Source organism: Rhodoferax sp. RT4P68 (assembly GCF_056521305.1).
Genome location: NZ_JBWMBB010000005.1, coordinates 1 through 24,311 on the forward strand (window position 1 = coordinate 1; position 24,311 = coordinate 24,311).

The 24,311-nt window shown below is 63.6% G+C and carries 16 protein-coding genes and 1 tRNA gene; 1 reads left to right on the forward strand and 16 read right to left on the reverse strand.

What is annotated here, in order from left to right; translation table 11 throughout:
- Positions 1-78 precede the first annotated feature (78 nt).
- From AC099J_RS11955 to AC099J_RS11985, 7 genes are all read right to left on the reverse strand, one after another.
- Positions 79-927, reverse strand: coding sequence for a type VI secretion system baseplate subunit TssF (locus AC099J_RS11955; protein WP_479615483.1), 849 nt, complete (start codon positions 925-927; stop codon positions 79-81).
- Entirely contained in the window at positions 902-1,336 is a 435-nt protein-coding gene (locus AC099J_RS11960) for a hypothetical protein (protein ID WP_479615484.1), read from the reverse strand. Before AC099J_RS11960 ends, AC099J_RS11955 begins: the two co-directional genes overlap by 26 nt.
- A 56-nt stretch (positions 1,337-1,392) precedes the next feature.
- Positions 1,393-1,929, reverse strand: coding sequence for an Hcp family type VI secretion system effector (locus tag AC099J_RS11965; RefSeq protein WP_479615485.1), 537 nt, complete (start codon positions 1,927-1,929; stop codon positions 1,393-1,395).
- Between the two features lie 105 nt (positions 1,930-2,034).
- A complete protein-coding gene (tssC, locus tag AC099J_RS11970) occupies positions 2,035-3,546 on the reverse strand; it encodes a type VI secretion system contractile sheath large subunit (RefSeq protein WP_479615486.1) in 1,512 nt (503 codons plus the stop codon).
- Positions 3,543-4,094, reverse strand: a complete 552-nt coding sequence (gene tssB, locus AC099J_RS11975) for a type VI secretion system contractile sheath small subunit (RefSeq protein WP_479615487.1) — start codon at positions 4,092-4,094, stop codon at positions 3,543-3,545. Before tssB ends, tssC begins: the two co-directional genes overlap by 4 nt.
- A 37-nt stretch (positions 4,095-4,131) precedes the next feature.
- Positions 4,132-5,070: a type VI secretion system protein TssA gene (locus tag AC099J_RS11980; protein ID WP_479615488.1), complete on the reverse strand. Its 939-nt coding sequence runs from the start codon at positions 5,068-5,070 to the stop codon at positions 4,132-4,134.
- Positions 5,071-6,463: 1,393 nt separating this feature from the next.
- Entirely contained in the window at positions 6,464-8,530 is a 2,067-nt protein-coding gene (locus AC099J_RS11985) for a spermidine synthase (RefSeq protein ID WP_479615489.1), read from the reverse strand.
- Positions 8,531-8,822: 292 nt separating this feature from the next.
- On the opposite strand from AC099J_RS11985, the gene AC099J_RS11990 reads away from it, so the two are divergent.
- Positions 8,823-9,047, forward strand: coding sequence for a hypothetical protein (locus AC099J_RS11990; RefSeq protein ID WP_479615490.1), 225 nt, complete (start codon positions 8,823-8,825; stop codon positions 9,045-9,047).
- Positions 9,048-9,312: 265 nt separating this feature from the next.
- Here AC099J_RS11990 and AC099J_RS11995 read toward each other — a convergent pair.
- From AC099J_RS11995 to rplL, 9 genes are all read right to left on the reverse strand, one after another.
- Positions 9,313-9,388: transfer RNA gene (locus AC099J_RS11995), tRNA-Phe, on the reverse strand.
- A 75-nt stretch (positions 9,389-9,463) separates the two neighbouring features.
- Positions 9,464-10,168, reverse strand: a complete 705-nt coding sequence (locus tag AC099J_RS12000) for a response regulator (protein ID WP_479615491.1) — start codon at positions 10,166-10,168, stop codon at positions 9,464-9,466.
- A gap of 39 nt (positions 10,169-10,207) precedes the next feature.
- Positions 10,208-12,484 (reverse strand): sensor histidine kinase, encoded by a 2,277-nt coding sequence (locus AC099J_RS12005; RefSeq protein ID WP_479615492.1) that lies wholly within the window; start codon positions 12,482-12,484, stop codon positions 10,208-10,210.
- A 73-nt stretch (positions 12,485-12,557) separates the two neighbouring features.
- Positions 12,558-13,199 (reverse strand): DUF4390 domain-containing protein, encoded by a 642-nt coding sequence (locus tag AC099J_RS12010; protein ID WP_479615493.1) that lies wholly within the window; start codon positions 13,197-13,199, stop codon positions 12,558-12,560.
- The gene (rsmB, locus tag AC099J_RS12015; RefSeq protein ID WP_479615494.1) at positions 13,150-14,478 is read right to left on the reverse strand and encodes a 16S rRNA (cytosine(967)-C(5))-methyltransferase RsmB; all 1,329 of its coding nucleotides are present in this window, start codon (positions 14,476-14,478) and stop codon (positions 13,150-13,152) included. The genes AC099J_RS12010 and rsmB overlap by 50 nt, the downstream gene beginning before the upstream one ends.
- Positions 14,479-14,638: 160 nt before the next feature.
- Positions 14,639-15,199, reverse strand: coding sequence for a LemA family protein (locus AC099J_RS12020; protein ID WP_479615495.1), 561 nt, complete (start codon positions 15,197-15,199; stop codon positions 14,639-14,641).
- 102 nt (positions 15,200-15,301) lie between these two features.
- The gene (rpoC, locus tag AC099J_RS12025) at positions 15,302-19,522 is read right to left on the reverse strand and encodes a DNA-directed RNA polymerase subunit beta' (RefSeq protein WP_479615496.1); all 4,221 of its coding nucleotides are present in this window, start codon (positions 19,520-19,522) and stop codon (positions 15,302-15,304) included.
- A 24-nt stretch (positions 19,523-19,546) separates the two neighbouring features.
- Complete coding sequence (rpoB, locus tag AC099J_RS12030; RefSeq protein ID WP_479615497.1) at positions 19,547-23,659, reverse strand: DNA-directed RNA polymerase subunit beta; 4,113 nt, start codon at positions 23,657-23,659, stop codon at positions 19,547-19,549.
- A 275-nt stretch (positions 23,660-23,934) separates the two neighbouring features.
- Positions 23,935-24,309: a 50S ribosomal protein L7/L12 gene (gene rplL, locus AC099J_RS12035; RefSeq protein ID WP_479615498.1), complete on the reverse strand. Its 375-nt coding sequence runs from the start codon at positions 24,307-24,309 to the stop codon at positions 23,935-23,937.
- Positions 24,310-24,311 lie beyond the last annotated feature (2 nt).

Sequence of the window (24,311 nt, forward strand, 5' to 3'; positions counted from 1 at the left end):
CGTCCACGATCACGCTGAAACAGCGTCCACGATCAGTTTGAAACGGTGTCCACGATCACGCTGAAATCCCGTCCACGATCAGACTGAAATGCCGTCCACGATGGGCTGAAATACGCAACCACCAATATCGGCGGGCAAAAGTGCGTGGTCTTCGTCCAGGGCAGGCAAGCGCAGTGCCGTCGCGGGCAGGGTGACGACATGGCGTTGGCGATCGTCATCGGCGATCAAATGAACCTGTGCGGCGTCAGCCAGAAGCGCATGGTGAAGGCCGAATGCCAGCGGGGCATCGCCACCAAGGGTTAACGTGAGCGGCTCCACTGCGCTTTTTCCACCGATGGGGACCTTGGCGAGATCGCCCAGGCTGCTGTTGGCTTCGATCTCGAATCTGAGGCGAACGACCGCAGATGTTTTGACCAGATGCAACGCCGCAGCATTCGGCAACCCTGATACAGCCCGGCTGCATTCGGCCTCTGCCAATCGCAGTGGCAGCAACTCCACCTTGCGGCCCGTCACGAATTTCACTGCTTGTTGTGAACCGGCGGTCCGACTCTGAACGATGGAGCCCTTGGGGATCGTCCTTCCACGCTGCGATTCAGGTGAGGTGTAGTCAGGGAAAAACGAAAACGTCGTCATGGACGGCGTGACATTGCAAAAGGCCGGACCAACCCGTGCGAGTGCCTGCTCGGCAAACTCTGCGCACTCGCGATCCATCCGCGCATGCACTCTTGCGCTGAGAAAGGCGACGCCCTCCAGCAGCCGCTCCACAAAAGGATCGGTGACCGTGTCGGCACGCAACCCCAGGCGCGCTGCGACCTGGGGGTTCTCTAGCGCGAAGAGTGCACCTTCCTCGCGGAGGAAACGCAACTCTTCGTTGTATCGGTCCAATAGCTGAGTCATTTGACTATTGATCCATGCAGGCGTGACCATGGGCGACATCGATGCGCATGCGAAGTCTCAGTGGCCGATCGCCCCTGACCAATACGCCATCGATACAGAACAATGGCCACTGGGAAGGGGGGCGAAAACTAAAGGATCGGCCTTCATCGATCAGCGCCGTCACGACAAGTGACTTGGCGAATACGCGTGGCTCGAACATCAGGATGGTGGCCTTTACAGCGTTGGCAAGCGACTGGAGGTCGATATAGCCGGCGCCGAAGCGAGCCAACGGTGCATTCCCATAATTCAAAACAGAAGAAAAGGCAGGAGTGCCGCGCAACTCCTGCAGTTGCCTCCCTCGAATTGATGCATTGATCAATGCGAGGATGTCGTTTGCAACGCTTGTTGGCAAATCCTCTTCACGGACTTGGCCCGACAACTTTGCGAAGACTTGAGGCATATTCTGTGGAGACAGTGCAATATGACCAGAGTGGTTCAATCGCCTGCCCCTCTCTTTCAGACTGCTGCGTTCAGCTTCAGGTCGTAGCCGGCCTTGATCACCGCGCCCATCGATCCATCATTGCGCTGCTCGCGGTACTCGACCTCGATCCGCGCAAAGTTGATCTTGATTTCGTCGACCGGCAGCACGTAGGCGTCCGTCTGACCATTGGCCAGCGGCATCGGGATATTGCCAAGCGTGCGGAACGAGGAAACCAGGCAGTTGCTGAACGTCACGATCATGAAGTCCTGTTGACCTTTACCCGACATGCGGCAGATCAACCGAGCTTGTGCGATGTGTTCACCGGTCGCGCACATCAGAAACAGCTTCGGGGACGCCTTGTTCGACACCATCCGAAACTCAAAGTCCTTCATTTCGACCTTGCCTGCGCCACCGCCGCTGCCAAACCCCCAGCGACCACTGTTTTCCTCCGCCCATTGCCAGGATTCCAATTGAATCAGGCCAGGATACTGCTGATCGGGCGACTCACCCTCGACACCGTCGATCTTCAAGAAATAGTCTGCAAGTGCTTTATTTGGTTCTGCAACAGCCATTTTTAACTCCTATTAAAGTTGATGCGTTTTTGGGAAGGGACTAAGTTCTTTGAGATACAGATGCTTTTGCAAGCATCTTTCTCCCGACCTCCATTAGTGCCCAGCTCAAGCAGCTTCGACTTTCGCCGAAGGAAGCTTGGCCACCAACCGAAGAGAGACAGTGAGCCCCTCCAGCTGGTAGTGAGGTCGCAAGAAGAATTGGGCACGGTAATAACCAGGGTTTTCCGGCAGTTCATGAACCGTTACTTCGGCAGCCGAAAGAGGTCGACGTGACTTTGTGGCCTCACTGGAGATGGTGGGGTCACCATCCACATAGTTCATGATCCAGTCGTTGAGCCAGCGCTGCGTCTCGTCACGAGATTTGAACGAACCAATCTTGTCCCGAACAATGCACTTCAGATAATGGGCGAAGCGGCAGGTCGCGAAGATATACGGAAGTCTCGACGACAGATTGGCATTTGCCGTAGCGTCGTCATCCTCATAGATCGCCTGCTTGTGCAAAGTCTTTGCGCCGATGAACGCTGCCATATCCGAGTTCTTCCGATACACCAATGGCATCAGTCCCGCCTCTGACAATTCGTGCTCACGTCGGTCGGAGATCGCAATCTCGGTAGGACAGTACAGTCCAACCTCTCCTTCGTCAGAAGGAAAGAAATATTTGGGCAGCAGTTCCACTGCGCCTCCAGACTCGATGCCTCGAATCTTCGTGCACCACCCATACAGCTTGAATGCGCGCGTCACGTTGGCTGCCATGGCATAAGCTGAGTTCGCCCAGCAGAAATCGTCAGCGCTTTGAGGATTGATTTGCTCTTCGAAGGCAAATTCATCAATCTGCGTCATGGTCGCGCCGTAAGGCAAACGGGCCAGGAAGCGCGGCATCGTCAAAGAAATGTAGCGAGAATCGTTGCTCTCGCGCAGCCGGCGCCAACCGGCGTACTCGACCGCGGTGAATATCTTCGAAATCTCGCGTGGATTGGACAGCTCGGACCAACTATCCATTTGCATCATCGTTGGAGAAGCTGCAGCAATAAATGGCGCATGTGCTGCTGCCGCAATGCGGGACAACTCGGTCAGAAGGGACACATCTTGGTGCCCGTGACCGAACTCATAATCGCCCACGAGACAGCCGAACGGCTCGCCACCGAACTGGCCGAACTCCTGCTCGTACACTTTCTTGAACAGCGGACTTTGGTCCCACACGATCCCACTGAATCTTCGAAGGTTCCGGTAGAGTTCTTGCTTTCCAACGTTCAGCACCTTGATCTTCAGATTAGCACTGGTGTCCGTATTGAAGACAAGATGGTGCAGGCCCCGCCATGCTCCTTCCAGCGCCCGAAATTTCTTGTCGTGCATGACCTTGGAAAGCTGCACAGAAATTTTCGAGTCAAGTTCGGCGATCAGTTGGTCTACCGTTTGGACCACGTCGGCATGAATGACCACCTTGTTGCGGCGTGCAAAGCCCAACAGGGTTTGAACAGCCCGCTCAACCGCCGTTGCAGCATCATCGGTGCGCGGTCTGAACGACTGCCGGAGCAGGCCACGCAGACCGTCATCCGCCTCGTCCGTAACGCTCGCTTGCAGATCGACGTTCGATTGTTGTGCGACGGCGGCGCTCATGGTTGCACCTCCGGCGTTTCAGTCTCACCTGAATCATCAGCAACTTCCGGGGTGGAAGCTTCCACTTCAGCCATTGTCTGGGCACCGGTGGAACGTAACAGTTCTTCGACCACTTCCTCGGCGCTCGACTTACCGTCCATGTACATGATCAATTCCTTGAGCCGGTTTCTTGCCTCCAGAAGCACGGAGAGCTCAGGAATTTTTCTAACGATCTGCGCCGGCTCGAAATCCTCCATGGATTCGAAGGCAAGATCGATATCAATGAACGTATTGTCCGGGCTCAAGGTATTCTCAACTTGCAAGTGCAAGGTCGGCTGAATCTGCGCCATGCGCTCATCAAAGTTCTCAACGTCAAAGACAGAGAACTTCCGCTCTTCCATTACCGGGCGTGCATCCCCGTTGTCGCCAGAGATATCTGCCATTACCCCTACGACGAATGGCAACTCGACCTTCTTTTGAGAGCCATAAACTTCGACGTCGTATTCAATCTGGACACGCGGAGCGCGACTCTCTCCGATGAATTTCTGCCCATCACTTTGCCGTACCATAGTTTCTCCTTTCAGGCCATGCTAAAACTGCCTCAGATCATCGGGCAGGATTTCGTATTCGATCAACCAGCGAGGATGCATCCGCAAACAGCTCGCCCAGTATTTCTTCGAATGAAGCATCAATCGTTCTCTGCAAACGATCAAGCAAAATAGATGCTGGATGCGCAGGCTCGTTTTTCTTGTAGTAGTCCAGCAGCAGAACAACAACCCTTTTGACATCCGCCCGGCTTTCAACCTGAACCAAAGGTTCATTGCCAGTCGTTGTTTCAACAACCACTGTCTTATCCCGCGCGGCAGACTTCTGACCATGGTCATGCGGCGCCTTTGCCCCCTTAACAAGCACAGGCAGCAGACTGGAAATGAACTCGGTGGCGATGATGGGATCGCGCTCCCAGGAGCCGCCGTCATTGATGATGCATTCCCTGATTTCAATGAGCTCAGCCCGCGCAGCCCGAAGCCGCCGCGCTGCGTCTTCGCGCTGCTGCGTTGATAGAACATCAGCAGCAGTTGATGAAACAAGGGCGTCAGACAAACGCAGGTTCGCTTCAGGATGAGCCTTAGTGATGCTCAGCGCCCCCAAGAATGCTTGGCCTCCCAGCCACCCCAACGGAACGACGTGCGCGTCCCTGACATGCTCCCCATCTTCCGAACGGGGAAAAATAGTTGCCGCCGGCTTTTTCAGGAGCGTCGAGATCGTGCCCAACCCTTCCTCGAGGCCGACCAGTCCTTTTTGGACGATCAGCGCCCGCAATAGCCACACGGCAACGCGCAAATCAGGCGTGAGTTCAAGTAACGCTCGCGCCTCTGCTTCAACAAATGACCACCTGAAAGGGTCCTCACCCCTTTTCAAGGGTCCCTGCCCTTCCGCGTCATATTGATTGACCAAGCTATCTAAAGATAGATAGCGTTCGATCGTCCGATCATCTAGCGTCAGATAATCGACAACCTCCGTCAGCGAGTCGTCCTCTATCTCCATAAATTGCCTTCAAGGAATATAAAAATCCTGCGTCCGCAAATTTATTCCGAGCACTGACATACGGTCAATGCTCCGAAAATGTAATCCTCTACTTGTCCCTGTAGCCGTGATCAATTCAGAACTGATCTCCGACGCAGCAGAGTCTAGGGCAACAAGCATTGTGTCGATCGACACGAAATGAAGAAGTAGCGTTGAATTGAGAACTGCCTCACATTTTTGAGCAGTTAATATTCAGATTACATTCGAAACAATGCATTAATAATTTGCCGATTTCTATTGAAACTCTATCGAATCGCGCGCGATATTGGTTGTGAAACCATGTGATTAGCACACGATCCGCCAAACTTCAGCCAACACCGTTCATGAGCACATGCGGATCTGGTGGCCGGTCGTCTCGGCCGTGGTTGGGATCGATCTTGGACACACCAACGGGCGTCCCCTGCCAGCATCGCAACGGGCCGGTCCAGCCGTTCGACAGAGCTCCCCAGCTCGAGCGCCACACGCTGCAGCAACGCGTGCGGCATGCGTCCGTGCGCAGACGCGCTGGCGGCCGGCGTATCGGGAGATGTCTATGGCAGTCCCGTAACCCCCAGTTGTGTCCTCTGAGATCTCCCCACCCACCGACATCGCAAAGCAGCGAGAGATGGAAAGGGAAGATCAAGCAATCGTGGCGCTGGCCACTGCCGCGCCGTTCAAGAACGGGGCATGGGGGGTACCTGTGGTTGGCCAAGAGCAAGGGCGGCGATCCGGGAGCGAGGCGCGGCAGGCCATAGCCTCTCGTCGATCTCGCGGTAGATGGGCATGAGTCGCAAGACGGTGAGGACCTGCCGCGGCGTGAGACGTGCAAGCCGTACAGCAAGGTAGCGCGCTCCATGCTGCTTGACCCGTGGACTGGGTGCGGAGCCGGGCGCCGCAGGTCGGATGTCGGGTCGGGTGCTGTACCGGGAACTGCGCACTCAGTGCGGATTCACGGGCGCTATGAGGTCGCGAAGGTGGCCGTGTGGCCGCTACGCTTGAACGCCTCAGTGGCCGCGGTCACGCGGTTGTGCTTTGAGACGGCGCCGGGCGAACAGGCCCGGGTCGACTGGGGCCATTTCGAGTGGGGCCACGTCAAGATGTGGCTCGCTGGCCCGCCGACCCAGGTGAACGTATCGTGATGAGGGTGGGCTACAGCCGGCACGGCTATGCCGAGGGTTACCTGAACGAGCGAATGACAACCTGCTGTCGGCACACGAGCGGGCCTTCGAGCACTTCGGCGGCGTGTGCCAGACACAGACTGCGATGGCGCCTCTGTGCAATCACCGAGAAGCGCTGGCGCTGGTTGCGCGGGGTGGCCCCCGGGACCGTGCTCAAGTAGCGCGCTCAGCTGCGTGCGCCCACCAATATGCGTCACTCAAAACCGCAACGCCTTGAACAGGTTGTTGGTGGTGTCCGTCCACAGCGGCGTGCCGGCCTTGGGCGTCAGCAGCCGGCCGGTGTCCTTCAGCGCTTCGGGGATGTCGCGGCCGACGAGCACCCAGTCGGTGTAGCTCAGGTGGTCTTCGGTCGGGTAGTCCTCGATCTGCCAGGCCGACACGCCATGCGCGGCCGCCAGCTGCGCCACCACGGGCGGCAGGTCCAGATAGCGGTTGGAGACGTGGAAGGCCACGACGCCGCCCGGCGCCAGGTGGGCCAAGTACACGGCCAGCGCCTCGCGCGTGAGCAGGTGCACGGGGATCGCATCGCTGCTGAAGGCGTCGACCGCGATGACGTCGTAGCGGCCCGGCTGGCCGGCGGCGAGTTCGCGCTCCATCGACAAGCGGGCGTCGCCCAGGCGCATCTCGGGCACGACGGGCGCATCGGCCATGAAGCGGAACCAGCGGCGCGCGGTCTCCACCACCTGGGCGTCGAGCTCATACACCACGTACTGGTCGCCCGGCCGCGCGTAGGTCAGCAGCGTGCCGGTGCCCAGCCCGACCGAGCCGACGCGCGCCGGCCCCTGCGTGGCGGCATGGCGCAGCAGCCGACCGATGCCGCTGCCCTCGCCGTAGTAACTGGTGGGGCGGCCGCGCAGCTTGTCGTCGGTGAACTGCTCGCCGTGCATGATGGTGCCGTGCAGCAGCCGGCGCATAGCGTGTTCGCCGCTGCCGACCTGCGTCACGCGCAGCATGCCGTAGAAGTTGCGTGAGGCGACGACATTGCCGCTGTGCTGTGCCTTGGCGTATTCCAATCCATACCAGCCCACGCCACCCACCGCCACCAGCGCCGCCGAGACCGGCACGGCACGCCACTGCCAGCGCGGCCCGCTGCGCCAGCCCGCGCCGATGCTGACCAGCGCCACCGCCAGCATGAGGCCGGGCAGTTCCCAATAGCCGTCGAACACCTGCGGCGCGACCAGGCCCACGCCCAGGCCACCGATGGCGCCGCCCGCTGACAGACACATGTAAAAGCGCGTCAGGTGCTGCGGCGCCGGCCGCATCGCGGCCAATTCACCATGGCACATGACGCAGACCAGCAGCAGACCGCTGGCGAACAGCGGCAGCGCGTAGCGGATGTGCAGCACGCCACCGCTGGCCGAGAGCGCCCAGGCCATCGCCACCAGCACGCCCAAGGTGGGCAGCAGCCACAGCCGGCGCGCCAACGGGCCGGCGTACCAGCCGCGCCCGCCCTGCCCTTCGAACACCAGCATGAAAGACACCAGGTACAGCGCCAGCGGCACGATCCAGAGGAACGGGATGGAGGCGATGTTCTGCGTCATATGCGTCGTCACCGCCAGCAGGAAAGCCGAGGGCAGCATGGCCAGCACCGTCCACAGCGCGTACGCCCGCAGGCCGGGCGCGGGCGCGGTGTCGTCAAGCACGGTGGCTGTCGTGAGTGGCTGCACACCGGCTGCCGTGGCGCGCCAGGTGACCCAGCCGCAGGCCAGCGCGAAGACGGCGTACGCCACGCTCCAGGCGCGCGACTGCGTGAGGCTGTCGAACCAGGGCTCGACCAGGAACGGGTAGGCCAGCAGTGCCGCCAGCGAGCCGGCGTTGGACCATGCGAACAGGCGGTAGACCTGGCGTTGCGCATCGCCCGCCAGCGTGCGGCTCAACCAGCGTTGCAGCAGCGGTGAGGTGGTCGCCAGCGAGACATAGGGCAGGCCCACGGTGGCAACCAGCAGGCCGAGGATGGTGAGCGCGGCATCGGCATCGCCAGCGGGCTTCCACGTGGCATCCGGCACGATCGGCAGCGTCAGCAACGCGGCGGCCAGCAGTGCCAGGTGCAGCCACCGCTGCGTACGTGGGGTGCGCGCCTGCAGCCAGTGCGCATAGACGTAACCTGCCAGCAGCGCGCACTGGAAGAAGACCATGCAGACCGTCCACACGGCCGACGTGCCGCCGAACCACGGCAAGATCTGCTTGGCCAGGATGGGCTGCACCAGGAACAGCAGAAAGCTGGACAGCACGATGGTCGCGCCGCAGGCAAGAGCAAACAGCATCAGGTGGGCATCAAGTGATCAGATGAGGGAACGTGGGTTGCAGCAGGCCGCCGGCAAGCCGGCCACACGGCCGACCGACGACACAGCTCGATACATCACTGGCATGGTTGTTGCGCCGCAACCGCCGCCACCACGCGCCGCTCCGGACGGTGCCAGTGCGCTGCGTTTACCGCAAGCGTTGCGCGCCGCACGCCGCTGTAGGCAGAGGACGACAGCACAAGCGCGTGATGGCCCCTGGGCATTCCCACTGGGGACGTGCACCATTTCAGTTCGAGAGAGCAAGGAGTCAACCATGGCACAGGCAGCAGTAGTGGTCGGAACGGTGGAGTATCGCGAAGGCGATGGTGCGTCGTTGCGCATTCGCAAGGGTCCGATCGAGGTCGAGACCACGGAACTCGACGCCACCCTGAGTTGGGACGAGGACGCCTCCGGCAAGGGAACGCGTGGCAGCACGGCATTGCCGTTGACGGACTACCAGCGATTCGTGGACGAGGGTGCGATTCGCGTGGACGCCTGACTTCTGCCGTCGAAGTCGCCTGTGGCGAAACGCGCGAGATAGCGGGCGGGCAGGCCGGCCGAGATCGACGGCGCGCAAGCCGATCGTCACCAGCGGGCGCGGCAAAGCCCGTCTGCGCTAACGATTGCCCGGACGGGGTGAAGGACAAGCAAGGGCTGGAGGACGACCCGTGGCGCGTGCAGATCGGCGCCAAGTCGGCTGGTGGGGCAGGCCTCAGAAATGAAAATGCCCCAGCGCCTTGAAGGCGCTGGGGCATCTTTTTGTCTGGTGGCCTGGGTCGGAATCGAACCAACGACACGCGGATTTTCAATCCGCTGCTCTACCAACTGAGCTACCGGGCCGGAAGCCCCCGATTATATACCAGGATCAGGGGCCTACTTTTTTCCACCCCAAGGACAGACGCGGGCCTGCAACCCTTACGCCGCGCTGCGTTTGCCGCGCGCGAGGTCGACGCCGAGTTGCTTCAGCTTGCGGTACAGGTGCGTACGTTCCAGGCCGGTCTTCTCCGCCACGCGGGTCATGGAGCCGCCTTCCTGCGCGAGATGGAATTCGAAGTACGCCTTCTCAAAACCATCGCGCGCCTCTCGCAGCGGCTTGTCGAGCTCGAAGCTCTGCCGCGCCTGAGGGCCGCCTTCGCCTTCGGCCACGCCGTTGGTCTGCAGGGCGTGAGGACCGGGCATGCCGATCAGCTCGATCGGCTCGAGCCTGCCGTCCAGCATGCCGCTGCCGGCGACCACGCCAAGGGTCTTGCGCACCACGTTGCGAACGAGCGCCTGCTCGACGGCCTTGAGCAGCTTTTGCAGCGTGATGGGCTTTTCGAGGAACGAGTGCGCGCCGATCTTGGTGGCCTCGACGGCGGTGTCGATGGTGGCGTGGCCGCTCATCATGATGACCGGCATCGTCAGTGCGCCGTTGGCCGCCCACTCCTTGAGCAACGAGACGCCATCGGTGTCGGGCATCCAGATATCGAGCAGCACAAGATCGGGTGCGGCGCGGCCGCGCGCTGCGCGTGCCTGAGCGGCGTTTTCCGCCAGTTCGATGGTGTGGCCTTCGTCGTTGAGGATCTCCGAGAGCAAGTCCCGGATGCCCAACTCGTCGTCCACCACGAGTATGTTTGCCATGTTGAAGAGAGCGCAGTAGCCCGTAAGGAGGCGCAGCCCCTATGGCCTGCCGTTGACGGCGAATGATAACGACACTTGCGCGCCGGAAACGACGCCATCGAGCACGCGGTTCGAGATGTCGATGCGCGCGCCATGCTCGTCGGCGATCTTCTTCACCACCGCCAGACCCAGGCCCGTGCCGCGCGGCTTGGTGGTGACGTAGGGCTCGAAGGCGCGCTTGAGGATGTTCTCGGGGAACCCGTTGCCTTGGTCCTGCACGACCAACCGCACGCGGCGCGTGACTTCGTTCCACTGCGTGCGCAGCAGCACGCTCTGCCCGGCGTCGGCACGGTGGGCGGCGACGGTCGCGTCCTGGGCGTTTTGCAACAAATTGTGGATGACCTGGCGCAACTGCTCGGCGTCACCCAGCACGGATGGACACCGCGCATCGAGGTCCAGGTCCACGCGCACCACGGCGTTCTCATCCGGATAGAGCTGCACCACGTTCTGCGCCAGCGCGTTCAAGTCCAGCGGCTTGAGGTCGGCGGCTGGCAGCCGCGCGTAGTCGCGGAATTCATTGACCAGACGCTTCATCGCATCGACCTGTTCGACGATGGTGCGAACCGACTTCGTCAGCAACGCACGCTCGGTGTCGCCGAGCTTGGACGCCAGCTTCATCTCCATGCGCTCGGCGGACAGCTGGATCGGCGTCAGCGGGTTCTTGATCTCGTGCGCCAGCCGGCGCGCGACCTCGCCCCAGGCCTGCGCGCGCTGGGCCGAGACAACCTCGGAGATGTCGTCGAACACCAGCAGGTGCGTGCCATCGGGCAGCAACGCCCCGCGCGCCAGCAGCATGATGGCGGTCTGCGAGAACGGTGACTGCGTGGCGTCGAGCTCGAACGACTGCTGCCAGTGGTCCAGCCCGTGGTGGTCGCGCTCTTCGCCGAAGCGGTCGAACTGCGCCTGCACGCTCTGGGCAAAGCTTTCGAGCCCGGTGACCTCGACCAGCGGGCGGCCCTCGAACGCGGCCAGCGGCGCACGCAGGATGCGCGTGGCACCGGGGTTGGCCGAGACGATGCCGCCCTGCGCATCCAGCACCATGACGCCAGAGGTCAGGTTGTCCAGGATGGTCTGCAGGTTGGCGCGCGCGCTGTCGACCTGCTGCATGCTGCGGTCCACCGTGAAGCGGGCATCGGCCAGCTGCTGGGTCATGTCGGCGAAGGCGCGCGTCAGGCCAGCGAGCTCGTCACGCGACTGCAGGATGGCCTTGGGCGTCAGGTCACCCGCGGCCACCTGGCGCACGCCATGCGCCAGCAGCAGCAGCGGGCGCGCCAGCTGGTTGCCCAGCAGCGCGGCCAGCAGCACGGCGCCGAACACCGCCAGGAACAAACTCAGCGTCAACGTGCCGATGTACATGCGCTGCAGGCCGTTGCGCGCGAGCGCGCGTTCCTGGTACTCGCGGTTGGCCTCCTGCACGGCCAGGGCGTTGTCGACCAACACCTGCGGCAGCGGCTGCGTGGCCTGCAGGAAGCGCGGCTCCGCCAGGCTGCCGGTGCTGCTCACGATCGGCACCGAGGCCAGCGCCTTCACGCGCCCTTGCTGCGCCACGCCGGGCACGGGCTCGTCCAACCCCTCGACCAGTGCAACGAAGCGCTGCGTGCGCGCATTGCGCAGCTGCTGCGCCGTCACGCGTTCGGGCGCCAGTTGCAGGCTGGACTGGCCGGCGCTGGCAATCAGCTGGCCCGAGGCGCTCCACAGCACGACATCGGTCGCGGCCAATTGCTCGCGGATACGCTCCAGGTGCAGGCCGACGGCTGCGTCGGGCACATCGGCCAGCTGCCCGCTGGCGGCGCGTGTCTTGTTGCCCAGGTCGTTGGCCAACACTTCCAGCGTGGTGCGGCCCAGGTTCACGCCGGCGTCGAGCGCGCCTTCCACCTTGACGTCGAACCAGCTTTCGATCGAACGCGACACGAACTGGTAGGAGACGACGTAGATCAGCACACCCGGCACCACGCCGACCAGCGCGAAGATGGCGGCTAGCTTGACCAGCAGCCGGCTGCCGAACTGGCCGCGTCGCAGGCGCACCAGCAGCCGCACGACCACCCAGGCGATGACAGCGAACAGCAGGGCGGCCACCACCACGTTGATGGCGAACAGCATCGCGTAGTTGCGCTCGTACAGGTCACGGTTCTTGGTGGCCTGCGTCAGCAGCAGCAGCAGAACGAGACCGATGAGCCCGATCAGCGCCGTGCCCACACCCACGGCCCAGCGCAGCGCGCGCGAACGCTCAAGGTGCGGGCTGCCGACCACCAGCACGTCGGGGGCGTCGTCGCTCACTGGCGCACCCTTCGGCCTGCGGCCTGTCCCGCCGGGCGGAAGCGAGCTTGTTTGGGGCGGCCCGGCGCGTCGCTCACTTGAGGCCTTCGGCACCGACACGCACGGTGCGGCTGGCCGAGACGCTCCACTCGGCCTGGCCGACCGCGCCAATCTGCAGCGGCCGGGGCAACTGCGAGACGTCCAGCGCGAAACGGAATCGCAGCAGGTAGGCGCTGTCGCCGTCGAACTCGGACGCATGGGCGATGCGCCAGCGCGAGATGCGCTGCACGCCGGCGAGTGCCTCGGCCAGCGAATCGAAGGTCTGCGCCAGCGTGACGCCGACGCCGACGCTGCCCAGGGGCCGCGGCCCCACATTCAGGCGCCAGCGCCGCGTCAGCGGTTGGTAGGCCAGGCGCATATGGCGCATCTCGGTGGCGACTTTCTGGTCTGTCCAGTACCAGCGTTCGCGCACCACTTCGACCTCGGCGACGAAGAACAGGGGCACGCCCTTGAGCAGCGCATCCTCGACCAGACCGGAGAGCTCGAACTTCACATGCGCGCTGAGCAACAGTTCGCCTTCGACGCGCTCGACCTGCAGTTCGGTGACGTCAGCGACGCTGGTGGCCGGTTGCTGCGCCTGCGCGACGCCCAGGGCACCGCAGGCCAGGGCCCACGCAAGCAGCAGGCTAAGCCAGACTCTTGGCCAGCACAGCGTAGAAAAAACCGTCGTTGTCACCCGAAGGATTGTCCGGGACGCCCGCGTCGGGCATCCCGTTTCGGGGGATTAAATGGCCTGGCGAAGGCAGCAATCGGGCATCGGTGTGGCGTGCAACAAACGTTTCGATGTGGTGTTCGCCCTCGGCACGGAACACCGAACAGGTACACAACACCAGCCTGCCGCCGGGCGCCAGCAACGGCCACAAGGTGTCCAGCAGGCGCATCTGCAGCCGGGCCAGCGTGTCGATGTCGCTCTCGCGGCGCAGCCAGCGCACATCCGGGTGACGCCGCACGATGCCCGAGGCGCTGCAAGGCGCGTCCAGCAAAATGGCATCGAACGCCTGGCCATCCCACCAGGCGGCAGGCTCGGCCGCATCGGCCGCGATGACGCGGGCCGCCAGCCCCAGGCGCGCCAGGTTCTGGTGGATGCGCTCGCAGCGCGCAGGGTCGACGTCCAGTGCCGTCAGCTCGGCATCGACCAGCTCCAGCAGGTGCGCGGTCTTGCCGCCCGGCGCAGCACAGGCGTCCAGCAGGCGCAGGGGGCGGCCGGCAGGCACGGGCAGACCATCGAGCAGCAGCGGCCCGGCGATCTGAGCTGCGGCGTCCTGCACCGACATGTCGCCCGCATCAAAACCCGGCAACGCATGCACAGGCCGCGCGCGCGGCAGCAGCACGCCGGCCAGGCCGATGGGGCGCGCTTCGATGCCCTCGTCGTGCAGGCGCTGCAGCACGGCGGCCACCGTGGTGCGCCGCTGGTTCACGCGCAGCGTCAACGGGGGCGCACTGTTGTTGGCGGCGAGGATGGCCTGCCAGTCCTGCGGCCAGTCGCGGCGCAGGCGGGCGATCCACCAGGCCGGATGGTTCCAGCGCGCGACCGGGTCGTCGTCGGTCGCGGCGACCAGCGCGTCGCGCTCGCGCAGGAAACGGCGCAGGCAGGCGTTGACGAAGCCGGCCCCGGCTTTCGCCCGGCCCCGGTTGGCGGCCTCCACCACCTGGTTGACCAGCGTGAACGGTTCGTAGGGCGACTGCGCAGGGTCCCAAGCCAATGCCAGCGCCAGGCACAGCAGCGCGTCGAGCTCGGGCGCGGGTGGGCGCTTGGCCAGCTGCGCGCGCAAGGCCACAGCCCGGCCAAGTTGGCGCAGGCCCTGGAACACCAGCGCCTGCGCCGCCGGCCGCAGCCCCGCAGGCACGGCGGCCAGCGCGGTGGTGGTGGACTGGCCGGCCCGCACGGCCTGCAGCACGCCGGCGGCAGCCTGCAGCTGGCGCCACAACGGGGTTGAAACGGCGGGCTGCGTCATCGGTCGAGGTTCATCCGGGTGTGCCCCTGCAGGGCGACGGTCCGTCGCATTGGCGGTCTCCAGGTGGGTGGTCGTGAACGCCCCGGATCGGGGGGCGACAGTATCGGCGAGGCGCTGCGCCGCCCGTGCACACAAGGGGCATCGGCGCACGGCCGCAACGCTACAGCGTGCGCGCGGGGCGAAAGCCGAAAATCCAGGCCAGCAGCACGGCGGGGAATTGCCGTACCGCGCGGTTGTAGACCGTCACCGCCGTCGCAAAGGCTTTGTCCGCGCTCTGCGTCTGGGCCGTGACCGCCTCCCATTCGGCCCGCAGCGTCGGCACCGGTTCGCCGCTGCGCGCCTGTTCCAGGGTGGCATCGTCGATATGCTGCCAGGCCATGAGCAGCACCGTGCGCGCAGCCACCAGGGCGGCCATGGCCGCAATGTCGGTCGACTTGCCACGGGCCGCGTTCAGCGACGCGGTGAATTGTGCTGCGGCGGCGCGCAGGTTGGTCCAGGGATCGCCGGCCGGCCGCGGCGCGGCGTCGGCCTCTGGAGGCAACGGAGCGTGGGTTTGCACCCACTGGCCGTAGCGTTCGAACTGCGACACCAGCGTCGCGAAGATGCTGGTGACCTTGGAGCGCAGGCGCACCAGCCGGTTGTAGGCGCCAACGGCCCAGAACAGCAGCACGGCAGCGATGCCCCACTCCAGCGCCATCGCCCACAGCCAGTTGTCGCTCACGTTCCAACCCTCAAAGTCGTCCCCAAAACAAAAACACCCCAGGTGCCCATCATAGGAACCTGGGGTGCGGGCCAGCAGCGCTGGCCACCAGACCGATCGAGATCAGTCGTGCGCCGGCGTGTCGAGGGCGTCGGACTCGGCCGTCACGCCCTGGCCGGCCAGCTCGGCGGCTTCGGCATCGGCGATGGCACGGCGCTCGGCGTCGTCCATCAGGTCCTTGGCCTTGCGTGCCAGGTGGTAGGCCATGCCGGTACCTGCGGGGATCAGGCGGCCGACGATGACGTTCTCCTTCAGGCCACGCAGCTCGTCGCGCTTGCCCATGATGGCCGCTTCGGTCAGCACGCGCGTCGTCTCCTGGAACGATGCAGCCGAGATGAACGAGTCGGTCGACAGCGAGGCCTTGGTGATGCCCAGCAGCACGTTGCTGAAGGCCGCCGGGATCTTGCCAGCGGACTGCAGGGCCTCGTTGGTGTTCAGGATCTCGGAGCGCTCGACCTGTTCACCGCCGATGTAGCCGGACTCGCCCGGGTTGTCGACCACGACACGGCGCAGCATCTGGCGCACGATCACTTCGATGTGCTTGTCGTTGATCTTCACGCCCTGCAGGCGGTAGACGTCCTGCACTTCGTCGACGATGTAGCGCGCCAGCTCTTCCATGCCCAACAGGCGCAGGATGTCCTGCGGATCGGCCGGGCCGTCGACGATGGACTCGCCCTTGTTCACCACCTGGCCTTCGTGCACCAGGATGTTCTTCTCCTTGGGCACGAGATCTTCCCAGACCTTGCCTTCCGGATCGGTGATCTGCAGGCGCACCTTGCCCTTGGTCTCCTTGCCGAAGGACACGGTACCGGTCATCTCGGCCAGCGAGCCCTTGTCCTTGGGCGTACGCGCTTCGAACAGCTCGGCCACGCGCGGCAGACCGCCAGTGATGTCGCGGGTCTTCTGGCCTTCGACCGGAATACGCGCCAGCACTTCGCCGGGGCCGACTTCTTCACCGTCGCGCACCTGGATCAGCGAGCCGATCGGGAAGCCGATCGTCACCGAGTGGTCGGTGCCGGGGATCTTGACCTCGTTGCCCGAGGGATCGACCAGCTTGATCTGCGGACGCACGACCTTGGCCGCGCCACGGCGCTTCGGATCGATGACCACCAGCGTGGACAAGCCGGTCACCTCGTCGACCTGGCGGGCGACCGTGAGGCCTTCCTCCACGTTCTCGAACTTCGAACGGCCCGCGAACTCGGTGATGATGGGGCGCGTCAGCGGGTCCCAGTTGGCCAGCACGGCACCGGCCTTGATGGACAGGTCGGCCTTGACGGCCAGGGTCGCACCGTAGGGCACCTTGTGGCGCTCGCGCTCACGGCCATGCTCGGTGATGACGATCTCGCCGGAACGCGCGATCACCACCAGTTCGCCCTTGCTGTTGGTCACATAGCGCATGGTGGCGTTGAAGCCGATCGTGCCGCTGGACTTGGCTTCCACGCTGGAGGCGACCGCCGCACGCGACGCCGCACCACCGATGTGGAACGTGCGCATCGTCAGCTGCGTGCCGGGCTCGCCGATGGACTGGGCGGCGATCACACCGACGGCTTCGCCGTTGTTGATCAGGCCGCCACGGCCCAGGTCACGGCCATAGCACTTGGCGCAGATGCCGAAGCGCGTGGAGCAGGTCAGCGCCGTGCGCACCTTGACTTCATCGACGCCCACGGCCTCGAGTTCGTCGATGGTGTCTTCTTCCAGCATCTCGCCAGCGGGCAGCAGCACCGAGCGGTTCTCGGGGTGCAGCACATCGTCGGCCGTGGTGCGGCCCAGGATGCGGTCGCGCAGCGATTCGATGACTTCACCGCCTTCGACGATGGCGCGCATGACCGTGCCTTCGTGCGTCTCGCAGTCGAACTCGGTCACCACCAGATCTTGCGTCACGTCGACCAGACGACGCGTCAGATAGCCGGAGTTGGCCGTCTTCAGCGCCGTGTCGGCCAGACCCTTTCGCGCACCGTGGGTGGAGATGAAGTACTCCAGCACGTTCAGGCCTTCACGGAAATTCGCCGTGATGGGCGTCTCGATGATGGAGCCATCGGGCTTGGCCATCAGGCCCCGCATACCGGCCACCTGGCGGATCTGCGCGGCGGAACCGCGCGCGCCCGAGTCGGCCATCATGTAGATGGAGTTGAAGGACTCCTGGTCCACTTCCTTGTCGTGGCGGTCCATGACCTTCTGCTTGGACAGCTGGGCCATCATCACCTTGGACACTTCGTCGCCCGACTTGCCCCAGATGTCCACCACCTTGTTGTAGCGCTCGCCGGAGGTCACGAGGCCGGAGACGTATTGCTGCTCGATCTCCTTCACTTCCTTCTGGGCGCGCGTGATGATGCCGGCCTTCTCCTTGGGCACCAGCATGTCGTCGATGCAGATCGAGATGCCGGCCTTGGTGGCCAGACGGAATCCGGCCTGCAGCAGCTTGTCGGCGAAGACCACGGTCTCCTTCAGGCCGCACTTGCGGAAGCTGACGTTGATCAGCTTGGAGATTTCCTTCTTCTTCAGCGCCTTGTTCAGGTTGGAGAAGGGAAGGCCCTTGGGCAGGATCTCGGACAGCAGCGCACGGCCACCGGTGGTTTCCCACAGCTTGGTGGACGGCGTGAACTCGCCGGTGACTTTGTCCTTGTCGTACTCGGTCAGGCGCACGTTGATCTTGGCGTTCAGGTCGAGCTCGCCCGCGTCGAACGCACGGCGCACCTCGCCGGTGTCGGAGAACAGCAGGCCCTCGCCCTTGGCGTTGATGCGCTCGCGCGTCGTGTAGTACAGACCCAGCACCACGTCCTGCGACGGCACGATGGACGGCTCGCCGGAGGCAGGGAACAGGATGTTGTTGGAGGCCAGCATCAGCGTGCGGGCTTCCATCTGCGCTTCCACCGACAGCGGCACGTGCACGGCCATCTGGTCACCGTCGAAGTCGGCGTTGAAGGCCGAGCAGACGAGCGGGTGCAGCTGGATGGCCTTGCCTTCGATCAGGATCGGCTCGAAGGCCTGGATGCCCAGGCGGTGCAGCGTGGGCGCGCGGTTCAGCAGAACCGGGTGCTCCTTGATGACCTCTTCCAGGATGTCCCAGACCACCGGCGTGCCGGATTCGACTTCCTTCTTCGCGGCCTTGATCGTGGTCGCGATGCCCATGGCTTCCAGGCGCGAGAAGATGAAGGGCTTGAACAGCTCGAGCGCCATCAGCTTGGGCAGGCCGCACTGGTGCAGCTTGAGCGTGGGGCCCACCACGATGACCGAACGGCCCGAGTAGTCGACGCGCTTGCCCAGCAAGTTCTGGCGGAAACGCCCGCTCTTGCCCTTGATCATGTCGGCCAACGACTTCAGCGCGCGCTTGTTCGCGCCGGTCATGGCCTTGCCGCGGCGGCCGTTGTCCAGCAAGCTGTCCACGGCTTCCTGCAGCATGCGCTTCTCATTGCGCGCAATGATCTCGGGCGCCTTCAGTTCCAGCAGACGGCGCAGACGGCTGTTGCGGTTGATGACGCGGCGATACAGGTCGTTCAGGTCGGACGTGGCGAAGCGGCCGCCATCCAGCGGCACCAGCGGACGCAGGTCCGGCGGCAGCACGGGCAGCACCTCCAGCACCATCCACTGGGGCTTGATGCCGGACTTCTTGAACGCTTCCAGGAGCTTCAGGCGCTTGGCGTTCTTCTTGATCTTGACTTCCGAGCCGGTCAGATCGCCGCGCAGGCGCTCGATCGAAGCCTCGATCTCGATGGATTCCAGCAGGTCCCTGATGCCCTCGGCGCCCATCTTAGCGGTGAACTCGTCGCCGAATTCCTTGCGCTTCGCGTCGAAGTCGTCCTCGGTCATGATCGAGAACTTCTTCAGCGGGGTCATGCCGGGATCGGTCACGACGTACGCCTCGAAATACAGCACGCGTTCGATATCGCGCAGCGTCATGTCCAGCACCAGGCCCAGACGCGATGGCAGCGACTTCAGGAACCAGATGTGCGCGCAGGGCGCGGCCAGGTCGATGTGGCCCATGCGCTCGCGGCGCACCTTGGTCTGCGTGACTTCAACGCCGCACTTCTCGCAGATCACGCCACGGTGCTTCAGGCGCTTGTACTTGCCGCACAGGCACTCGTAGTCCTTGATGGGGCCGAAGATCTTGGCGCAGAACAGGCCGTCACGTTCGGGTTTGAACGTGCGGTAGTTGATGGTCTCAGGCTTCTTGACTTCACCGAACGACCACGAGCGGATCTTCTCCGGCGAGGCCATGCCGATCCGGATCGCATCGAAATGCTGGTCCGGCGTGAATTGCTTGAACAGGTCGAGTAATGACTTCATAGCGTTTTCCTTGTCCTTGCCTGATTAGCTGCGTTCCAGCTCGATGTCCAGGCCGAGCGAGCGGATTTCCTTGACCAGCACGTTGAACGATTCCGGCATGCCGGCCTCGATGGCGTGTTCGCCCTTGACGATGGACTCGTACACCTTGGTACGGCCGACCACGTCGTCGGACTTCACGGTCAGCATTTCCTGCAGGGTGTAGGCGGCGCCATAAGCTTCCAGCGCCCACACTTCCATTTCACCGAAGCGCTGGCCACCGAACTGGGCCTTGCCGCCCAGCGGTTGCTGCGTGACCAGCGAGTACGGGCCGGTCGAACGGGCATGCATCTTGTCGTCCACCAGGTGGTGCAACTTCAGGAAGTGCATGTAGCCGATGGTCGTCGGGCGCTCGAACGGTTCGCCCGAGCGGCCGTCGAACAGATGGGCCTGCGTGCGGGTCTCGGTCAGGCCCTTGATCTTGGCGATCTCTTCCGGATAGCCCAGCTTCAGCATGGCGCGAATGTCTTCTTCCGAGGCGCCATCGAACACCGGCGTCGCGAACGGCACGCCGTGCGACAGGTTGCTTGCCATCTCCAGCACTTCGGTATCGCTCAGCAGCGCCAGGTCTTCCTTGCGGCCGGACTTGTTGTACAGCTCGTCCATGAACTTGCGCAGCTCGGCCACCTTGGCCTCGGCTTGCAGCATGTCGCCGATGCGGTGGCCGATGCCCTTGGCAGCCCAGCCCAGATGCACTTCCAGCACCTGGCCCACGTTCATGCGCGAAGGCACGCCCAGCGGGTTCAGGCAGATGTCGCATGGCGTGCCGTCGGCCATGTAGGGCATGTCTTCGACCGGAACGATCTTGGACACCACACCCTTGTTGCCGTGGCGGCCGGCCATCTTGTCGCCGGGCTGCAGGCGGCGCTTGACGGCCAGGTAGACCTTGACCATCTTCAGCACGCCTGCGGGCAGCTCGTCGCCCTGCGTGAGCTTCTTGCGCTTCTCTTCGAATGCCAGGTCGAAGCTGTGGCGGGTCTGCTCCAGCGAGTTCTTGATCGATTCGAGCTGGGCCGCGACGTCGTCTTCGGCCGGGCGGATGTCGAACCAGTGGAACCGCTCGACCGAGGACAGGTAGGCCTTGTCCAGCTTGGTGCCCTTGGCCAGCTTCTGCGGACCACCGTTGGCGACCTTGCCGGTCAACAGCTTCTCGATCCGGTCGAACGCGTCGGCCTCGACGATGCGCAGCTGGTCGTTCAGGTCCAGGCGGAAGCGCTTGAGCTCGTCGTCGATGATCTGCTGGGCGCGCTTGTCGCGCGTGATGCCTTCACGTGTGAACACCTGCACGTCGATGACCGTGCCTTGCGAGCCCTGGTCCACGCGCAGCGAGGTGTCCTTCACGTCGGAAGCCTTCTCGCCGAAGATGGCGCGCAGCAGCTTTTCTTCAGGCGTCAGCGTGGTCTCGCCCTTGGGCGTGACCTTGCCGACCAGCGTGTCGCCGGGCATGACTTCGGCGCCCACGTAGATGATGCCGGACTCGTCCAGGCGGTTGAGCTGCTGCTCGGCCAGGTTCGGGATGTCGCGCGTGATTTCCTCGGCACCCAGCTTGGTGTCGCGGGCCATGACCACCAGCTCCTCGATGTGGATCGAGGTGTAGCGGTCGTCGGCGACGACGCGTTCGGAGATCAAGATCGAGTCTTCGAAGTTGTAGCCATTCCAGGGCATGAAGGCGATCAGCATGTTCTGGCCGATGGCGATCTCGCCCAGGTCGGTCGATGCGCCATCGGCGATCACGTCACCCTTGGCCAGCAGATCGCCCTTCTTGACGATGGGGCGCTGGTGGATGTTGGTGTTCTGGTTGGAACGCTGGTACTTGATCAGGTTGTAGATGTCCACACCCACTTCACCGGCGGTGGCTTCGTTGTCGTTCACGCGCACCACGATGCGGGTGGCGTCCACGTAGTCGACCAGACCGCCACGGGTGGCGGTGACCACGGTGCCGGAATCGATGGCGGCCACGCGCTCGATGCCGGTGCCGACCATCGGCTTTTCAGGGCGCAGCACAGGCACGGCCTGGCGCGACATGTTGGCGCCCATCAGCGCGCGGTTCGCATCGTCGTGCTCCAGGAACGGCACCAGCGAGGCGGCCACCGAGACGATCTGCGCCGGCGACACGTCCATGTACTGCACGCGCTCGGCGCCGACCAGGATGGATTCACCCTTTTCACGGGCCGAGACCAGATCACCGGTCAGCTTGCCTTCGCCATCCAGCGTGGCGTTGGCCTGGGCAATCACGTACTTGCCTTCTTCGATCGCCGACAGGTAGTCGATGTCCATCGTGACCTTGCTGTCCACCACGCGACGGTACGGCGTCTCGATGAAGCCGTAGTCGTTCAGGCGGGCGTACAGGGCCAGCGAGTTGATCAGGCCGATGTTCGGGCCTTCGGGCGTCTCGATCGGGCAGACGCGGCCGTAGTGGGTCACGTGCACGTCGCGCACTTCGAAGCCGGCGCGCTCGCGCGTCAAACCGCCTGGGCCCAGGGCCGAGACACGGCGCTTGTGCGTGATTTCGGCCAGCGGGTTGGTCTGGTCCATGAACTGCGACAGCTGCGAGGCGCCGAAGAATTCCTTCAGCGCGGCCGAAATCGGCTTGCTGTTGATCAGGTCATGCGGCATCAGCGGCTCTTGCTCAGCCTGGCCCAGACGCTCCTTCACGGCCTTCTCGATGCGGGCAAGGCCGGCGCGGTACTGGTTCTCGGCCAGCTCGCCGACGCAACGCACGCGGCGGTTGCCCAAGTGGTCGATGTCATCGACTTCGCCGCGGCCGTTGCGCAGATCGACGAGGATCTTGACCACGGCCAGGATGTCTTCGTTGGTCAGCACCATGGGGCCGGTGGCTTCGTCGCGGCCGACCTTGGCGTTGAACTTCATGCGGCCCACGCGCGACAGGTCGTAGGTGTCCGGGTTGTAGAACAGGCGCTGGAACAGGGCCTGCACGGCGTCTTCCGTCGGCGGCTCGCCGGGGCGCATCATGCGGTAGATGGCGACACGGGCAGCGAACTCGTCGGCCGTTTCGTCCGAGCGCAGCGTCTGGCTGATGTAGGCGCCCTGGTCCAGCTCGTTGGTGTAGATGGCGGGCAGGTCCTGCACGCCGGCCTGGCGCAGCTTCTTCAGCAGCGCTTCGGTCAGCTCGTCGTTGGCCTTGGCCAGGATTTCGCCGGTGTCGGCGTCGACGATGTTGCGGGCGACCACGCGGCCGACCAGGAAGTCTTCGGGCACGCTGATGTGCGTGGTGCCGGACTGCTCCAGGTCACGCGTGTGGCGGGCCGTGACGCGCTTGTCCTTGGCCACGATCACTTTGCCGGACTTGTCGGTCAGGTCGAAGCGGGCGACTTCACCGCGCAGGCGTTCGGGCACGAACTCCATCTGCGCGCCGCTGTCCATCAGGCGGAAGTTGTCGTTGACGAAGAAGTTCGCCAAGATCGATTCCGGGTTCAGGCCGATGGCCTTGAGCAGGATGGTGACCGGCATCTTGCGACGGCGGTCGACACGGAAGTACAGCACGTCCTTCGGGTCGAACTCGAAGTCCAGCCACGAGCCGCGGTAGGGAATGATGCGTGCGGAGAACAGCAGCTTGCCCGAACTGTGGGTCTTGCCCTTGTCGTGCTCGAAGAACACGCCGGGCGAGCGGTGCAGCTGGGACACGATCACGCGTTCCGTGCCGTTGATGATGAAGGAGCCCTTGTCGGTCATCAGGGGCACTTCGCCCATGTAGACCTCTTGCTCTTTGACTTCCTTGACCACCTTGGACTGCGAAGTCGACGACTCGCGGTCATAAATGATGAGCTGCACCTTGGCGCGCACGGCCGAGGCGAAGGTCAGGCCCCGCGTCTGGCATTCGCGAACGTCGAAGGCTGGCTTGGCGAGGTTGTACTCCACGTACTTCATCTCGACATAGCCGTTGTGCGAGACGATGGGGAACGCCGCCTCGAATGCGGCCTGCAAACCTTCGTTCGTGCGCTTGCTGTGGGGGATTTCCGCCTGCAAAAAGGCCGTGTAGGCATCCTTCTGCATCTGGAGCAGGTAGGGAACTTCCAGCACGCTGTCGCGGCTGCCAAAGTTCTTGCGGATGCGCTTTCGTTCGGTGTACGTATAGGCCATGAGATCTCCGGGCGAGGATTCGAATCCTGCGACTGTGGCGACGGGGCATCACACCCGGCGAACTTGGCGGTTGGCCACTACCAACCTATGGCGGACAGCGATGCATTGCACATCGCCCGAACCAAGGCATCTTTTGCAGTCGAGTCAAAAGACACTCGAAAGCCACGTTGCTGCGTCGCTTTCGGCTGGCTTTTGAGGGGCCCCGTGATGAGGCCCCCACAAGCACCAAAGGCTGGAGGCCCAAAAGGGCGCTCCAGCCTTGGAGAGCAGGCTGATTACTTCAGTTCAACCTTGGCGCCGGCATCTTCCAGCTTCTTCTTGGCTGCGTCGGCGTCGGCCTTGGCAATGCCTTCCTTGACAGCCTTGGGAGCGCCGTCGACCAGGTCCTTGGCTTCCTTCAGACCCAGGCCGGTGATTTCGCGCACGGCCTTGATGACGGAGACCTTCTGAGCGCCAGCTTCGAGCAGCATGACCGTGAATTCGGTCTTCTCTTCGGCCACGGCCGCCACGGCGCCGCCGCCAGCTGCAGGAGCCGACATGGCGGCTGCGCTCACGCCAAACTTCTCTTCGATGGCTTTCACCAGGTCGTTGAGTTCGAGGACCGTCATGCTGTCGAGCGCGGTCAGGAATGCGTCTTTATCGAATGCCATTT

Excerpts from the sequence above, each read along its gene's own strand:
- AC099J_RS11985 (WP_479615489.1), bottom strand. The coding sequence starts at position 8,530 with ATGCTGTTTGCTCTTGCCTGCGGCGCGACCATCGTGCTGTCCAGCTTT.
- rpoC (WP_479615496.1), bottom strand. The coding sequence starts at position 19,522 with ATGAAGTCATTACTCGACCTGTTCAAGCAATTCACGCCGGACCAGCAT.
- AC099J_RS11960 (WP_479615484.1), bottom strand. The coding sequence starts at position 1,336 with ATGCCTCAAGTCTTCGCAAAGTTGTCGGGCCAAGTCCGTGAAGAGGAT.
- tssC (WP_479615486.1), bottom strand. The coding sequence starts at position 3,546 with ATGAGCGCCGCCGTCGCACAACAATCGAACGTCGATCTGCAAGCGAGC.
- tssB (WP_479615487.1), bottom strand. The coding sequence starts at position 4,094 with ATGGTACGGCAAAGTGATGGGCAGAAATTCATCGGAGAGAGTCGCGCT.
- AC099J_RS12000 (WP_479615491.1), bottom strand. The coding sequence starts at position 10,168 with ATGGCAAACATACTCGTGGTGGACGACGAGTTGGGCATCCGGGACTTG.
- AC099J_RS11965 (WP_479615485.1), bottom strand. The coding sequence starts at position 1,929 with ATGGCTGTTGCAGAACCAAATAAAGCACTTGCAGACTATTTCTTGAAG.
- rpoB (WP_479615497.1), bottom strand. The coding sequence starts at position 23,659 with ATGGCCTATACGTACACCGAACGAAAGCGCATCCGCAAGAACTTTGGC.
- rplL (WP_479615498.1), bottom strand. The coding sequence starts at position 24,309 with ATGGCATTCGATAAAGACGCATTCCTGACCGCGCTCGACAGCATGACG.
- AC099J_RS11990 (WP_479615490.1), top strand. The coding sequence starts at position 8,823 with ATGGCACAGGCAGCAGTAGTGGTCGGAACGGTGGAGTATCGCGAAGGC.
- rsmB (WP_479615494.1), bottom strand. The coding sequence starts at position 14,478 with ATGACGCAGCCCGCCGTTTCAACCCCGTTGTGGCGCCAGCTGCAGGCT.
- AC099J_RS11955 (WP_479615483.1), bottom strand. The coding sequence starts at position 927 with ATGGTCACGCCTGCATGGATCAATAGTCAAATGACTCAGCTATTGGAC.
- AC099J_RS11980 (WP_479615488.1), bottom strand. The coding sequence starts at position 5,070 with ATGGAGATAGAGGACGACTCGCTGACGGAGGTTGTCGATTATCTGACG.